Here is a 14931-nt window from a genome sequence, read left to right on the forward strand (position 1 = left end):
GGGGTCAAAACTGATCTTGGTCTTCTATCAGCACAGCCCCTGCAAGATACACATAAGTCAAAATCATGAATACAAACGCTTGCAAAATACCCATAAAAAGCAAGATCGTAAAAGGAACGATAGGAACAATCCAAGGCACGAGCATTAACATCACGAGCAAAAACATATCATCGCCCTTGATATTGCCAAATAGCCTAAAAGACAAAGAAATGATACGAGAAAAATGGGAGATAATCTCAATGGGGAGCATTAAGGGCGAGAGCCATTTGACAGGGCCTGTGAAATGGGCGAGATAATGGAACAAGCCTTGTGCTTTGATACCTTCATAATGGTAATAAAAAAACACTATCAACGCAAGCACAAGCGTGAAACTCCAGCTAGCAGTGGGGGCTTCAAAACCCGGAATAATGCCTATCATATTGGAGAAAAATACTAATATCGCAATTGTCCCAGCTAGGGGAAAATACTTGCGTGCGAGCTTTTCGCCGATGACATCTTTTGCCATAAAGAGCATACCCTCAATCACGGTTTCGTAGAGATTTTGGATCCCTGAGGGGACAACTTGCATTTTGTTTGTCGCGATTTTACCCATAATGATGGCAACAAGCGCACATAAAATCGTATAAAAACCTATGATGAAATCGTGATCGGGCTTGATCAAGCTCGCAAGTGTGAAAAGTCGGTGTTCCATAGTGCTGCCTTTACTTGAGCTGACTTTTGACTCTAGGATAGAGTGTGTTGAAAGCTTGATTGTAACAGATTTATTTTTAAGTCTTAATTAAAGCATATCCAGACACAAGATTTTATGGAGGGGTGGCTAGGGTTTTTGTGCGGGATTTTGTCGGATTTTGGGGACAATGATCGTATCGCAAAGAAAATCGTGCAAACATTTTCTGTCTTGACGCATGAATGGGGTAAAAAGCCCGATGAGGAGGGCTGTGCCAATAATCCAGATAAAAAAGCGCACCAATGCCCTCAAAAATCCGACCTTGCCCCCTTGCGTGCGTATGATGGCAAGATCCATATAACGCAAACCGGGGGTTTGCCCACTTACAGCGATGAAAACTGCAGAAATCAGCCCATACAAGCACACGCAGATAAAAATCCCTATTTGTGTATGCAAAAACGCCTCTGCACTGCCTAAAATCACATAAGCAACGATATAGAGAATCGGTGTATAAATCATGAATAAATCTGTGATGAAAGCCTTGAAGCGCCCAAAGGCATAGATTTTGCCTAAAATCTCTAAAAGAGAAGCCCTTTTTTTTGGAGGAGGATTTATGGATTTGGTTTTGCGGGTTTTTGTGGGCTTGGCTTTCAAGATCTAATTCCCTCGACTACCGGGCTTGATAGCCTTGCTCTCTCCTAGGGCGCATAGAGGGCAGTCTTTTGGGTCATACATATCAAAAATAAAGTCTTCTAAAGCAAACAAAGGGACACCATCAGGGAGCTTGCACTCAGGTTTTTTGGCGAGTTTGGAGCCGACCCTTTGGCAAAAACCTCTGTTGGCAAGCCCTGCATAAGCGACGACCTTGCCCCCTTGTGCTTCTATGCACCGAGCAGCTTCTAGGGCTGAGCCCCCTGTGGTGATGATGTCTTCACAAATGAGGACTTTTTCATTTGCTTTGACTCCAAAGCCCCTACGCAAGCTCATTTGCCCCTCTACACGCTCAGTAAAAATAAAGCACACTCCCAAAGCCCTAGCAAGCTCATATCCTGCTAAAATCCCACCGAGCGCAGGGGAACACACACACTCTAAGGAGATACCCGCTTCTAAAATCTGTTTTGAGAGCGCAGTAGCTAGGACTTGTGCGACTTTGGGGTCTTCGAGCACCTTAGCAGACTGCAGATAAGTATCAGAGTGGTTCCCACTGCTTAAGAGAAAATGCCCCTTGAGTAGTGCTTGTGCATCTGTGTAGTATTTTTTGATATCTAAAGGCATCACAGCTCCTTGTGATAGAAGTCAAGTCTTGAAGGGAGAAAATCCAAAATCAGATTTTCATCACCTCTTCTTCTTTGTTTTTAGTCATATCGTCGATTTTTTTACTGAATTCATCGGTGTATTTTTGGATTTCTTCTAAGGCCTTTTTGCCCTCATCTTCAGTGATGGTTTTATCTTTTTCGAGTTTTTTTATTTGGTTGTTGGAGTCTTGGCGGATATTACGGATAGCTATTTTTGCTTTTTCACCCATTGCTTTGGCTTCTTTGGCGATTTCTTTGCGCTGCTCTTGGGTCATGGGAGGGAAAAATAGCTTGATAGACTCGCTATCAGAGTTGGGATTGACTCCGATATTGGCTTCTTGGATTGCTCTTTCAATGTCTTTGATGAGGGATTTTTCCCAAGGTGTGATGGCAATGGTTGTGGCATCTTGGGCGATGACTGAACCCACTTGATTGAGGGGCGTGGGGGTGTCATAGTAGTTGATACGAATATTATCTAAGATACTGATGGATACTTTAGCACTTCGGAGTGTGCCAAAGTCCCTACGCAAGGCTTGGAGAGTCTTATCCATATGGTCTTTTGTCTGTGTATAGATATCTTTGAGCATTTGTTTCCTTTATTTTGTGGGGTTATTTTCAGGAACAAGTGGCGCGAGTGGGGCGATGGGCTTGATGGGCTCTAGGGTATTTTGCAGAGGCGCTGCTGGAATCAGGGGCTTATGGGAGGTGGTATCTAAGATACTTTTGCCGTGGTCTTTGTTATAAAAATAGCCCAAAGATATGGTATTGATGAGAAATAAAAGCCCTAAAAACATAGTCAGTTTTGCCATAAAGCTCGCAGGGCCTTTAGCGCCAAACACAGATTCATTGCTCCCACTATACACGCCCAGACCTATGCTAGAGCTTTTTTGCAGTAAGACAATCACCACGATTAAAATTGCCAAGATAATTTGGATAACAAGAAGCACACCAGTCATGATTTCTCCAGAAAAGTCAGTATTTTGCTCGCATTTTACCAAAAATTTATTGAGTAAAATATAAAATTCACCAATGCAAGCTCATCTTAAAAATTCATTTTCAAAATCAGCCCACACCTATCAAGCCCATGCTTTGATACAAGCCCAAGTCGCACAAAAACTGCTTGAGGCTTTAGAGATAAAATCGCTAGGAGATGTGATGGATATGGGCTGTGGCAGTGGGCATATCGCAATTTTAATGCAAAAGATGGGTATTAAAGTGGAGCGTTTTTGGGGAGTTGATATTTCTCAAAAAATGTTAGAGCTCCACCCTAGGGTCTTAGATGGTATGGGGGAGATTTGTTTGATTTGTGAGGATTTTGAGCGATTTTGCTTCCAGCAATATGACCTCATGATTGGTGCGTCTTCTCTGCAGTGGGCAAGGGATATTGAGAGTCTTTTAGCGCGGGTAGCAAAGTCTTGTAAAAGGGCTGCTTTTGGGATTTATACAAATAAAAGTTTGCAGCAATTGCATGATTTTTTAGGGACAGATTCACCGCTTTGGAGTCAGGAGCATTTGAGAGAGATTTTAGAGAGATATTTTGATGGGCGCATTTGGATCGAACGGATGGAGCAAGAGTTTTTAAGGCGTGAGGATTTTTTAGTGCATTTGAAAAATTCAGGGCTTTTGGGTGGGGGTGTGCTGAGCTATAAACAAGCTAAATACTTTGCAACACAAGTCCCTTTCACAAAGGCTAGCTATGAGATATTGATGTTTATAGGCACGCCCAAAAAGTTATGAAATAATCAAGAGCCATAAAAAATTAAAAAGCTATACATTTAAAGAACTATAAAACAAGAGCCATAGAGCAAGAGCCAAAGAGGATTTAAAGGATTTATTGTTGCTCTTTTTTATTCCCCTTGTCCCCATCAATGATCGTATCAACAGCCTCTGAGAGTGCTTTTGCAGCAGCTTTATCTAGGGCTTTGCTTTTAGCGAGATTGTCTTCTAAGAGCTTGGTATCGAGCGTATCGACTTTGACAAGCACCCATAAAGTGCCATCTTTGCTGATCCAAGTTTTGACTCTTTTGGAGCCTGAAAGTGTTGTATCAACGCTATTTCTGATAGCTTGCACGGCTTCTTGTGATAGTGTGGTGTCCCCACTTGTGGTGAGCTCTTTGTATTTGCTCTCAATCTGTATAGCGATTTGACTAGCAATCTCTGCTCTGGCTGTGTTGGTCGCTTGTGTGGTGGCAAAGCCGATGTCATTGTTCTTGATTTTAGCACTTCCTGTAGCGCTCAGCAGCCCTTGATCATTGCTTAAAACCCACTCAGGGGCGTCGCTGAGTCCATAAGTGGCTGTATCTCCGACATTATTTTTTGACGCGCAACCAGCCAAGATCCCTATAAGCGCTAAAGCAGCAATCAGGTATGTTTTTTTCATCACTTTCCTTAAAAATACAAGATACTTGATTGTAATCTAGCTTTGATTAAAACAAGCTAAAGTTTGATTTTGCACTTTTGGAGTATATCTAAAGCCCACTATTGTGTATAATCTTATCAACAAAACTAATCAAAGGGCTAGCAATGAGCAAAAAAAGAGTCTTTTCAGGTATCCAACCTACAGGGCAGATCCATTTGGGGAATTATTTGGGCGCAGTGAAGAATTGGGTGGATTCACAAGATGTGTATGAAAATATTTTTTGTGTGGTGAATTCACACGCTATCACGACTCCCCAAGACCCTAAAGAGCTCAGAGAAAAGACATTTGAGCTTGCAGGAATGCTGCTAGCTTGCGGGATTGATGTGGGTAAATCGAGTTTGTTTGTTCAAAGCGAAATTGATGCGCACCCATCGCTTGCGTGGATACTTGATTGCAATATCGCAATGGGCGAGATGAACCGAATGACACAATTCAAAGATAAGTCATTGAAAAATCCTAAAAATGTCAATGTGGGGCTTTTTAATTATCCGGCTTTGATGGCAGCAGATATTTTGCTCTATCAGGCTGATGGCGTCCCTGTGGGCGAGGATCAAAAGCAGCATTTAGAGCTAGCTAGAAATGTTGCAATCAAGTTTAATCGAGATTTTGGCACTTGCTTTAAGATTCCAGAGCCTATGATTCCTGAAGTTGGGGCGAGAGTAATGGGGCTTGATGACCCTCAAAGCAAGATGAGTAAGTCGCACAAAGGCGCTAACCACGCTATCTTTTTGCTCGATAGTCCTGATGTGATCCTCAAAAAGTTCAAAAAAGCCACAACGGATTCTTTGGATACGATTGTATTTGATACAGAGCGCAAGGGGCTGTATAATCTTTTGGGGATTTATGAAGTCTTGACCCAAAAAAGCCGTGAGAGCATAGAAGCAGAGTTTGTGGGTAAAGGCTATGGAGCATTGAAGCTTGCAGTCGCTGAAGTTGTGATCGAAACACTCAGACCTATCCGAGAAGAATACATGCGACTCAGTGCCCAAAAGGGCTATATCGCACAAATCCTCAAAGAATCAGCCGATAAAGTCCGCCCCATAGCCCAAGCCACCTATCAAAGAGCTAAAGAGCTTGTGGGGCTTATTTAGAGGTTTTTTGGGGGTTATTGAGTCTTTTTGACTGCGATTTTCCATTCTGCGTCATTGATTTGGATAAATTCTCCGACCTCATAGCCCTCATCAGCTGCCCACTCAGGGATACTCTGTGTGGCTTGTGTGCAGTCAAAATAAATGATGAGTTCCTCACCGATTGCCACTGTTTGCATTGCTTTTTTTGCCTCTACAAGAGGGAAGGGGCATACAAGCCCGTTTGTATGGAGTGTTTTTGCCATTTGTTTCCTTTATAATTTTATGAACGATTGAGATGGAGGGCTTTTTGTGTGGGTCGGATAATTGTCAAGTAAGTAGCAATCCACGCCCCAAGCAAGAAAAATACCACAGCCACCCAGCCTTGATAGGAGAAAATCGCTGTATTGACCAGACCATTTCCGATGGTGCAACCTCCTGCTAGTGCTGCTCCAAAGCCCATAGCCAAGCCACCTGAGAGATTGAGCCCTAAGGTTTTTTTATCAGGGAGTCGGAATTTGAATTCATTAGCGCCCTTTGCAGCAATAAAGCTTCCGATGAAAATCCCTAACACCAAAAACACGCCCCAATCGATGTAGTTTGTCTTGCCTGTGACTAAAAATCCAATGATATTAGCTGATGGGGTTGTGATACCTAATCCGAATTCTCGCCCACTCGCATAGCTCAAAGGCCATGCCAAAATGGCTATAAGCCCGACTAGAATCGCTGTAACAAAGGGGTGCCAAGGCTTTTCAAAAAGAATATGGGAAAGCCCTGATTTTCTAGGGGTTAATGTGGCGATTTTTTTCTTAGGCTTTTTGAGCTCTTGATAGGTGAAAATCCCCACGATAATAGCCAAAATACCTACCAATACCCAAGGTGAGATACCTAGAGTTTGATAGAGTGTGCTATCTTCGATCGCATAGGATTTGATACTTTGATGGATAGGGTTTAGCACGCCAAATTTTGTCATGGCCGCACCAAGCATATAGCCCAAAAGAGCGATATAACTACCGATAAGCCCCTCTCCTGCACGATACCAAGTCCCTGTCGCGCAGCCCCCAGCTAGAACCATTCCAAAGCCAAAAATCACGCCCCCAATGATTGTGCTTAGCCAGAAAAATGGCTTAAAATTTAGCTCGATGATATGGGCGTCTTGTAAGAGAAAAATCCCAACACTCTGGATAGCAATAGCGATAAAAATTGCCAGAAAAATAGTGGTTTTTTTATTCAAGATCAAATCTCTGTATGCTCCCACCATACAGAAACGACCTCTTTGCAGGACAAAACCAAGTAAAATCCCGCATAACAAGCCTGTTAAAATCATTGTATTTCCTTTTTTGTTTGATGATTGATTGCAATATTAGAGGTCTATGCTTGGCTAGCCACACACAGACCTTGTCAATTTCTCTCACAGCAAGCGACTTTAAAGCTATGAATTAGCACTATAAAAGTTGCATTGCCGATCGGCATTATAAGTCTAAAAAGTAAATAACACAATATGTATTTTTAATTTTTATGGAGGTTTGTTGCTTTTGTTTGGTTAGAATTTCTGCAAAAATCTTTGAGAGAATCATGCGTTGTTTTAGAATATTGCTTGCTTGGTTGTTGTTGTGTGCTTTGTCGTTTGGAGCCTCTTATATTGCTTTGGGTGAGCAGGCAAAATACCCCAACTTGAAGTATTTTGATTATGTCAATCCTTTAGCACCCAAAGGAGGGCAGATCAGAAATTATTCTTTGGGGACTTTTGATAGTTTGAATCCTTTTATCATCAAGGGCACGCCAGCTGATGGCTTGGAGCTAGTTTATGATACGCTTTTAGCCCAGAGCCTTGATGAGCCTTATGCAGAATATGCCTTGATTGCTGATGGTATTGAAGTTGCAAAGGATAATTCTTATGTGATTTTTCATATTGATAAAAATGCCAAATTTAGTGATGGCGTGCGCGTGGGAGCAGAAGATGTGCAGTTTAGCTTTGAGATATTGCTCCAAAAGGGCAGCCCAGTATTCAAGCAGTATTATGCAGATATTGAGTCTGTAAAAGTGCTTGACAAGCAGCGCGTGAAATTCACATTTAAGACACGCAATAATAGAGAGTTGCCTTTGATTTTAGGGCAGTTGCAGATTTTGCCTAAGCATTATTATGACAAGCACCCTTTTGGAGAAAACCCCTTGCTCCCTCCACTTGGCAGCGGCCCTTATAGGCTCAAGAGCTTTGAGGTGGGTAAAAAAATCGTTTATGAACGCAATCCAGATTATTGGGCAAAGGACTTGCCCTCACGCAAGGGGCAGTTTAATTTTGATACAGCCATTTATGAATATTACAAAGATGATACCGTGGCTTTACGGGCGTTTTTAGCAGGGGAGTATGACTGGCGTATTGAAACAAGCGCAAAAGTCTGGGCAAGGGGCTATACAGGCAAGGCGATCGATACAGGCAAAATCAAAAAAATCTCTATCAAGCACGATTTACCCAGTGGTATGCAGGGGTTTTTTTTCAACACACGCAGGAGTATTTTCAAAGACAAGCGCGTGCGTGAAGCGTTGTTTTATGCCTTTGATTTTGAGTGGAGCAATAAAAATTTATTTTTCTCACAATACAAACGCACACAGAGCTATTTCAACCATTCGGTGTTTGCTTCTTCTGGGACACCAAAGGGCAGAGAGAAAGAGATCTTAGAGCATTATGCTAAAGCCCTTGCGCGCAGTGCTCCTGAGATTTTTAGCACACCTTATACAATCCCTAGGACTGATGGCAAAAAGATTGTGGGGCAAGATCGGAGAGAAAATCTCAAATATGCCCAAAAGCTCCTTGAAGAAGCAGGCTGGGAAGTCAAAAACAACCAACTCATCAACAAAAAAACACACAAGCCCTTTGTATTCACATTGCTTTTGGATAACGCAGCTTTTGAGCGCCTAGCGCTTGCATACGCACAGAATCTAAAGGTCTTGGGTATCACAATGCAGATCCAACGCGTGGATTTGAGTCAATACATCAATCGTTTGCGTGATTTTGACTATGATATGATTGTTGGAGTGATTGGGCAGTCGCTTTTTCCGGGTAATGAGCAGCGGTATTTTTGGGGGAGTGCGAGTGCGAAGACTTTTGGGAGTAAAAACTATGCAGGGATTTCTGATCCTGTTGTGGATAGCTTGATTGATGGTTTAATTAGTGCTAAGGATAGGGGAGAGCAGATTGCATATACTAGGGCTTTGGATAGAGTTTTGCTTTGGGGGTTTTATGTGATCCCGCATTTTTATTTGCCTGATTTTCGTATCGCTTATTGGGATACAATCCAAATGCCCCTCCATAGCCCTAAATATGGATTTTCGCCCTATCTGTGGTGGGACGCTTCTAGCCATAGCACGCCATAAGGAGCTCTGATGTTTTATTACACACTCAAACGACTTTTGTTGATAATCCCCACGCTTTTTGGCATTATCACGATTAATTTTTTTATTATCCAACTAGCCCCTGGAGGGCCCGTTGAGCAGATGATGGCAAAGATCCAAAAGGCCAATACCCATTTGGAGGTGCAAAATGGCAGTGTGGGGAATAGCGTGTATAAAGGCGCACAAGGCATGGATAAGGATTTGCTCCAATCGCTCCAAAAACTCTATGGCTTTGATCAGCCACTATGGAAGCGCTATGTTTTGATGATAAAAAATTATTTGAGTTTTGATTTTGGGCAGAGTTTTTATCGCCAAATGAGTGTGGTTGATTTGATCAAAGAAAAAATGCCTGTTTCTATATCTCTAGGGGTGTTTAGCACATTGTTGATTTATCTTGTGTCTATTCCATTGGGGATTTTCAAGGCTTATCGCAATGGCAGCAGGCTTGATGTTGCTTCTAGTGTGGTGATTGTTGTGGGTAATGCGATCCCTGCGTTTTTGTTTGCTATATTGCTGATTGTGCTTTTTGCAGGGGGGAGTTATTGGGATATTTTCCCTTTGCGGGGGCTTGTTAGTGATGATTTTGCTGCATTGGATCTTTGGGGCAAGATCAAAGACTATCTTTGGCATATCACTCTGCCAGTGCTGTGTCTTTGTATCGGTGGGTTTGCGACACTCACGCTTTTGGTAAAAAACTCATTTTTAGATGAGATGAGTAAGCTCTATGCAAGCACAGCTAGGGCAAAAGGAGCGAGTGAGGGGAGGATTTTATACAGACATATTTTCAGAAATGCAATGCTGCTTGTGATTTCTAGCTTTCCTGTTGCTTTTTTGGGAATGTTTTTTAGTGGGAGTTTGCTGATTGAGATTGTGTTTAGTTTAGATGGTTTGGGGCTGTTGGGGTATGAAAGTATTGTCAATAGAGATTATCCTGTGGTGTTTGGGACATTGTATATTTTCACGCTTTTGGGTCTTTTGGTCTCTCTTGTGAGTGATCTGACTTATACGCTCATCGACCCTCGGATTGATTTTGAAAAAAAGGGCTAGGCCATCACCCCTTGATTTAAATTTGAAGCACTTTTTGAATCAAACTTAAATCAAATTTTGCGAAGTGACCTAGGGATTTTGTAGCCGCCAGAGCTTTGCGTATTGTCCATTGAGGTCTAAAAGCTCTTGATGGCTGCCTTGTTCTTGGATCTGTCCTTGCGCGATATAGAGGATTGTGTGGGCATTTTGGATTGTTTTGAGTTTATGGGCTATGGCAATGATGGTTTTGTTTTGAATCAAGGCGTTGATAGCTTGCTGGATTTTGAGCTCATTGAGCGCATCGAGTGCAGCAGAAAATTCATCGAGTAAGATAATCGGAGAGTCTTTGAGCAAAGCCCTAGCAATACCAATGCGCTGCTTTTGTCCTCCAGAGAGATTATCGCCTTTGGAGGTGATGGGGGTTTGGAGTCCTTGGGGCATGTGTGTGATAAATTCTGTGCAGTTGGCCTTTTTACACACTTCCATAATTTGAGAGATGGAGGCGTTTTCTCTACCGAGTGCGATATTATTTGCGATCGTATCAGCAAACAAATAGACATTTTGAAATACCATAGAGAGGTTTTGCCGATAGGCTTGGGGGTCTAGTGTTTTGATATCTTTGCCTCCAAAATATATGCTCCCCTCATTGGGATCATAAAATCTCGCAATCAGTTTGAGTATCGTGCTTTTACCTCCACCACTTGGGCCTGTGAGGGCGATGAATTGATTGGGCGGGATCTGCAAAGAGATATTTTTGAGCACGGGGGTGTTTTGATAACTAAAACTGACATTTTTGAATTCGATATGGTAGTCTTTAGGAGGGAGCTCAGCACCACTTTGTGGGGGCTGGGATTTGAGCTCTAGGATTTGATGGCCTGCTTTTTGAAAATATTTGCTCTCAGCATAAGCGATAGCTGAAGTGCTAAAAGGGACAAAAGCCTTAGTGCCAATCATCAAAAATGCGATAAAAGTAAAAATATCCAATGCCCCCTCAAGCATTAAATACCGCCCCATAAAAATCATAATCCCAAGCCCAGCTCCCACAAACGCAAGGGAAGTCATTACAAGGGGAGCAGAGAGTATCTCAAGCCTTAGGCTAGAGCGCCTTAGGGCTTCAAAAGATTCAAGCAAACGGCTAAATTTCGCCCCAACAAGCCCATAGGCTTTGATGACTTTGATACCATCTAAATATTCTTGGAGTCTGTTTTCGCTCTCTCTTTTGGCTTGCTGCTGCTTTGCACCTAGTTTGGCGATAAAAATCTGTGTGAGCCATAAAGATATAAGGCTCAAAGGCAAGCAGATAAACATCGCAATAGCCATTTGATAATTCAGCAGCAATAGCCCTATGAATACGATGATAGGCACGATTGTATTTGCGATACAAATAGGGAGTTTGTGGCTTAGCGCAGTTTCTAAGCTCGCATAATTACTCATCAAGACATAAGAAAGACTCCCTGGGTCTTTGCTCTCTAAATAGCCCAGCGGGAGTTTGGCAATATCTTTAGCTAGCTCAATGCGCCCTATAGCAGAAACTCCATAAGCACTTCTATAGAGCGCGCGATAAGCTAAAATCTCAAACAACATCATCACAGCTAAAAATAAGACCAAAAACACTCCAATCCCCCAAAGCAAGCTCGCATTTGGTGGGCTTTTGTCTAAAAAGGCTTTGAGGATAATCTGGAGTGCCCAAAAGATAAAAATAGTAGGCAAGAAGTTGATGAGCTCTGAGAGTGTGCTTAAGATGATGGGTCTGATGAGCTTTTTTGGATTGCCCGCAGTGGTTTCATAGAGTAGTTTTTTCATTGTAGCTCCTGTTGTCTAGGTGGTAATTGCTAGCAAGTTGTGCTGCATCATACATTTGTCGATAAAGCCCATTGCACATATAGAGTTGTGCGTGGTTGCCTTGTTCTTTGAGTTTGCCTTCTTCAAAGACTAAGATAAGATGTGCATTTTTGATGAGATAGAGCCTATGGGCGATGATAAAGATTGTTTTATGCTGTGAGATTTCTAAGAGAGCCTTTTGGATTTGGGCTTCGTTGTAAGCGTCACTGAAACTACTGGCTTCATCAAGTATCAAAATCGGCGCGTCTTTGAGTAAGGCTCTAGCGAACGTGATCCTTTGGGTTTCCCCACCAGAGAGATACACGCCCCCCTCTCCGATACGCGTATCAAGCCCATCAGGGAGCTGGGCGATGAATTCAGAGCATTGTGCGAGCTTGCAGGCTTTGTGTATCTCTTCAAGGCTTGCGTTGGGCTTAGCGATTTTGATATTTTCTAGTATGGAATCATAAAAGAGAAAATTATCTTGAAAGACAAAGGATACCATTTCTAAAAGCTTGGCTGAGCCAATCTCTGTGATGGGTATCCCGCCAATGCTGATAATGCCTGCTTGGGGGTCATAAAACCTTGCTAGCAAGCTTAAAATCGTGCTTTTGCCTCCACCACTTGGGCCTATGAGCGCTGTGATGGGCTTGGAAGTGAAGCTGACATTTTCTAGGGCATATGCAGTGGCGTTTGGATAAGAGAAGCTGACATTATCAAAATTGATCGTGAAGCTTTTAGGGAGTTTGGGGTTTGTGGGCTCTTTGGGGCAAGGGGTGCATAAGATACTATCAATGCGCGCTATGCCCTCATTACAATCTCTGATTCCAGAGCCTAGCAACATCAAGCGCATGAGGGGAGCTGAGATTGCAGGAACAAGGATCACAAAAAACACAAGGTGCAAGACAAAGACCCCATCAGATGGGTTTTGCAGATAGCGATAGATAGCTATGGGGATCAAAAGACTCAAAGTCGAATAGACAATGAGCTTGAAAGCACAATAGCCATTTTGCATTTTGTCTGTGAAATGGAGTGTGAAATTTTTGTAATCTTGTATGCTTTGATAAAATTTCTTGAACGCATAAATATCTTTGCCAAATAGTTTGATCGTGGGCATTCCCTTGATGTATTGGATACTTTGGGTGTTGATTTCTTCTAAGGAGTTGTAGTATTGCTTGATGATGGGCTGGGCTTTTTTGCCTATCATTGTGGCTGTTTGCAGACTCATAGCTAGCAAGATACAGAGCAAAAACGCGATACTCAAATAAATATCGAGACAAAACATCACAATCAGCATAGCAATAGCAGTTGTGATGGAGATGATGAGGTCGGGGATATTGTGTGCGATGAAATTTTCTATTTTGTCGGTGTTTTCTTGGACGCTTTTTTTGACCTTGCCTATAGAATTATCTTCCCAAAAGCCCAAGCTCAAATTTCCAATATGCTCAATGAGCTTGATTCTGAGGTCAAAAAGTATGCGGTATGCACTCAAATGCGAGAGCAAAAACCCCACATAAGCGCAAACTAGCCCCAAAACAATACTGACAATAGCGATAAACGCCCATTGAAAGATATAAGCCCTATTTATCTGGGCAAAATCAGGATAATGCAAGATGAAAGCCTTGAGAATATAAAAGCTCGCTATATAGGGCGTGAGCATTAAAAGGGCATTGAGGACTGAAAAAATTCCTGAGAGCAATAAAATATATTTTTTTTCACCACTGATTTGCAAAAGCCTTGCAAGCCCAGTTTTGGGCGATGGGGGTGTATGCATAAAGATCCTTTGTATGAATATGTAGATATTGATGCGATTGTAGTGAGTCTATAGATGGCTTTCTACTCTAAAAGAGCAATTTATCCCAAAAGAATCAATTGGGTCATCAAATCAAATCGATGATAATCCATAGCCACGCCATGGCTTGCCATAGCCTTGTTTTTTGGAGGGAGGGGGCTTTCAAGATATGGAGGGGGCAAAATAAATGAGAAAAAAAGAGGGGAAAAGTGGCGAGGGCAAATAATGGAGGGGTCAAAATGAGGGGCAAAATAGATGAGAAAAAAAGAGGGGAAAAGTGGCGAGGGCAGGGGGGCGAGGGTAAGGGTTCAAGCGAGGGGCAGGGGATAAATAAAGCAAGGGGGGGACAAGTATAGAGAGGGGGGGAATAATTAGAGGGGGCAGGGGGAATAAATGGAGAGAGGGGTTCAATCTGTGTTGGTGAGTTTTTGTGATATTTTTTTGTATTCTAGGGGCGTTCTGCCTGTAATTTTCTTGAAATTTTCACAAAATTTTGAGGTATTGGTATAGCCCACTTCGCTCGCAGCTTGAGTGATTTTGTAGTTATTTTGCGTGAGGAGGTAGATGGCTTTTTGGATTTTTTGGTATTTGATGTATTGATAGAGCGAGGAGTCATAGGCTTGATAAAAGTCCTTTTGGAGCTTGGTGATAGAAACATTAAAAACCTGTGCTAAGTGCGATAGGGGGTAGTTTTCTTCGCAATGGGCTTGGATATATGCATCGACTCTTGCTGCTAGGTTGTTGGGTGCTTTGGGCGGTGTGTGTGCGTGGCTTGTGAGGTGGATCATGAGCTCTAGGAACTTCACACGCAAATAATCAGCCCCCAAAGCCTTATGCACGCCCATTTGATGGCATATACTCATTGCAGTCCTATCCCTTGCCCAAAACAAGATATTTTTATAGATTTTTTCATTGAAACTTAGCAGATTGATGTGTTTTAATACCTTCAGCAGCTCTTTATGGGCAATATCAAGATGGATCAAAAAACTAATGCTTTCATTGAAACCTTGGGGCATACAAGAGCCCAAAAGCTTTGTGTCTAAATTGAGCGCACACAGCGAATTTTTCTGCAGAGTTTTGTGGATATCCCCCTCAAGTATGGCTTCATAGCTCCCCTCTTGACAAAAGGTGATATGCAAAATATTGCTATTTTTCTTGAAAGACTTTTCATACAAACTCGGTCCCATAAAACTCCCAAAAATAAGCTCAACGCCATCAAAAAGGGTATAAACCTCCATATTCCCCACAGACCGATTCAGTCTGATTTGATAAAATGTGCTTGTTTGTGTGTCTTGTAATTTCAAGAGATCGCGGTGGTAAAAATCCCGATAAAAATCTTCAAATGACATCAGCACTCCTCATATGCACTTTTGTGCTGGGTTGATAAAACTTGCAAGTTCTGCTATAATCTCAGATTCATAATAATAATGGTTATTATATCTTTTATTATT

14 protein-coding genes and 1 pseudogene are annotated in these 14931 nt (G+C 42.2%); 4 read left to right on the forward strand and 11 right to left on the reverse strand.

The annotated features are described in order from the left end of the window. Positions 1 to 4: 4 nt before the first annotated feature. From BKH46_RS04975 to secG, 5 genes and pseudogenes are all read right to left on the reverse strand, one after another. Positions 5 to 691 carry a F0F1 ATP synthase subunit A gene (locus BKH46_RS04975; protein WP_095225741.1) on the reverse strand — a complete coding sequence of 229 codons (687 nt, stop codon included), beginning with the start codon at positions 689 to 691 and terminating at the stop codon, positions 5 to 7. 126 nt (positions 692 to 817) lie between these two features. Further along, entirely contained in the window at positions 818 to 1321 is a 504-nt protein-coding gene (locus BKH46_RS04980) for an RDD family protein (protein ID WP_253248305.1), read from the reverse strand. 3 nt (positions 1322 to 1324) lie between these two features. Then, entirely contained in the window at positions 1325 to 1942 is a 618-nt protein-coding gene (pyrE, locus tag BKH46_RS04985) for an orotate phosphoribosyltransferase (RefSeq protein ID WP_095225742.1), read from the reverse strand. A gap of 49 nt (positions 1943 to 1991) precedes the next feature. Next, positions 1992 to 2549, reverse strand: a complete 558-nt coding sequence (gene frr / locus BKH46_RS04990) for a ribosome recycling factor (RefSeq protein WP_095225743.1) — start codon at positions 2547 to 2549, stop codon at positions 1992 to 1994. A gap of 27 nt (positions 2550 to 2576) precedes the next feature. Then, positions 2577 to 2918 (reverse strand): annotated as a pseudogene (secG, locus tag BKH46_RS04995) (preprotein translocase subunit SecG); the annotation flags it as partial. A 73-nt stretch (positions 2919 to 2991) separates the two neighbouring features. Between secG and BKH46_RS05000 the strand changes: the two are divergent. After that, positions 2992 to 3699, forward strand: coding sequence for a class I SAM-dependent methyltransferase (locus BKH46_RS05000; protein ID WP_095225745.1), 708 nt, complete (start codon positions 2992 to 2994; stop codon positions 3697 to 3699). Positions 3700 to 3793: 94 nt separating this feature from the next. Here the strand turns inward: BKH46_RS05000 and BKH46_RS05005 are convergent, their stop codons facing one another. After that, entirely contained in the window at positions 3794 to 4342 is a 549-nt protein-coding gene (locus BKH46_RS05005; RefSeq protein WP_095225746.1) for an LPP20 family lipoprotein, read from the reverse strand. Between the two features lie 143 nt (positions 4343 to 4485). On the opposite strand from BKH46_RS05005, the gene trpS reads away from it, so the two are divergent. After that, positions 4486 to 5472 carry a tryptophan--tRNA ligase gene (gene trpS, locus BKH46_RS05010; RefSeq protein WP_095225747.1) on the forward strand — a complete coding sequence of 329 codons (987 nt, stop codon included), beginning with the start codon at positions 4486 to 4488 and terminating at the stop codon, positions 5470 to 5472. 14 nt (positions 5473 to 5486) lie between these two features. On the opposite strand, the gene BKH46_RS05015 is transcribed toward trpS, so the two are convergent. Together BKH46_RS05015 and BKH46_RS05020 are read right to left on the reverse strand one after the other, a co-directional pair. Then, the gene (locus tag BKH46_RS05015) at positions 5487 to 5714 is read right to left on the reverse strand and encodes a sulfurtransferase TusA family protein (RefSeq protein WP_095225748.1); all 228 of its coding nucleotides are present in this window, start codon (positions 5712 to 5714) and stop codon (positions 5487 to 5489) included. A gap of 17 nt (positions 5715 to 5731) precedes the next feature. Beyond that, complete coding sequence (locus tag BKH46_RS05020) at positions 5732 to 6772, reverse strand: YeeE/YedE family protein (protein WP_095225825.1); 1041 nt, start codon at positions 6770 to 6772, stop codon at positions 5732 to 5734. Between the two features lie 251 nt (positions 6773 to 7023). Here BKH46_RS05020 and BKH46_RS05025 point away from each other — a divergent pair, with 251 nt between their 5' ends. Next, entirely contained in the window at positions 7024 to 8823 is a 1800-nt protein-coding gene (locus tag BKH46_RS05025; protein WP_095225826.1) for an extracellular solute-binding protein, read from the forward strand. 9 nt (positions 8824 to 8832) lie between these two features. Continuing rightward, complete coding sequence (yejB, locus tag BKH46_RS05030; RefSeq protein ID WP_095225749.1) at positions 8833 to 9888, forward strand: microcin C ABC transporter permease YejB; 1056 nt, start codon at positions 8833 to 8835, stop codon at positions 9886 to 9888. 69 nt (positions 9889 to 9957) lie between these two features. Here yejB and BKH46_RS05035 read toward each other — a convergent pair whose 3' ends face one another. The 3 genes from BKH46_RS05035 to BKH46_RS05045 all read right to left on the reverse strand — a co-directional run bounded on the left by BKH46_RS05035 (position 9958) and on the right by BKH46_RS05045 (position 14829). Continuing rightward, complete coding sequence (locus BKH46_RS05035) at positions 9958 to 11670, reverse strand: ABC transporter ATP-binding protein (protein WP_095225750.1); 1713 nt, start codon at positions 11668 to 11670, stop codon at positions 9958 to 9960. Then, on the reverse strand, positions 11651 to 13462 hold the full coding sequence (locus BKH46_RS05040) for an ABC transporter ATP-binding protein (RefSeq protein WP_095225751.1): 1812 nt from the start codon (positions 13460 to 13462) through the stop codon (positions 11651 to 11653). Before BKH46_RS05040 ends, BKH46_RS05035 begins: the two co-directional genes overlap by 20 nt. Before the next feature lie 425 nt (positions 13463 to 13887). Next, entirely contained in the window at positions 13888 to 14829 is a 942-nt protein-coding gene (locus BKH46_RS05045; RefSeq protein WP_095225752.1) for an AraC family transcriptional regulator, read from the reverse strand. Positions 14830 to 14931: the final 102 nt, after the last annotated feature.

The organism is Helicobacter sp. 12S02634-8 (assembly GCF_002272865.1).
In the GTDB taxonomy this organism is placed as follows: Bacteria; Campylobacterota; Campylobacteria; order Campylobacterales; family Helicobacteraceae; genus Helicobacter_J.

Bases quoted from the DNA above. Each gene is read 5' to 3' on its own strand.
- BKH46_RS04975 (WP_095225741.1), bottom strand. From the start codon at position 691: ATGGAACACCGACTTTTCACACTTGCGAGCTTGATCAAGCCCGATCAC.
- pyrE (WP_095225742.1), bottom strand. From the start codon at position 1,942: ATGCCTTTAGATATCAAAAAATACTACACAGATGCACAAGCACTACTC.
- frr (WP_095225743.1), bottom strand. From the start codon at position 2,549: ATGCTCAAAGATATCTATACACAGACAAAAGACCATATGGATAAGACT.
- BKH46_RS05000 (WP_095225745.1), top strand. From the start codon at position 2,992: ATGCAAGCTCATCTTAAAAATTCATTTTCAAAATCAGCCCACACCTAT.
- BKH46_RS05005 (WP_095225746.1), bottom strand. From the start codon at position 4,342: ATGAAAAAAACATACCTGATTGCTGCTTTAGCGCTTATAGGGATCTTG.
- trpS (WP_095225747.1), top strand. From the start codon at position 4,486: ATGAGCAAAAAAAGAGTCTTTTCAGGTATCCAACCTACAGGGCAGATC.
- BKH46_RS05015 (WP_095225748.1), bottom strand. From the start codon at position 5,714: ATGGCAAAAACACTCCATACAAACGGGCTTGTATGCCCCTTCCCTCTT.
- BKH46_RS05025 (WP_095225826.1), top strand. From the start codon at position 7,024: ATGCGTTGTTTTAGAATATTGCTTGCTTGGTTGTTGTTGTGTGCTTTG.
- yejB (WP_095225749.1), top strand. From the start codon at position 8,833: ATGTTTTATTACACACTCAAACGACTTTTGTTGATAATCCCCACGCTT.
- BKH46_RS05035 (WP_095225750.1), bottom strand. From the start codon at position 11,670: ATGAAAAAACTACTCTATGAAACCACTGCGGGCAATCCAAAAAAGCTC.
- BKH46_RS05040 (WP_095225751.1), bottom strand. From the start codon at position 13,462: ATGCATACACCCCCATCGCCCAAAACTGGGCTTGCAAGGCTTTTGCAA.
- BKH46_RS05045 (WP_095225752.1), bottom strand. From the start codon at position 14,829: ATGTCATTTGAAGATTTTTATCGGGATTTTTACCACCGCGATCTCTTG.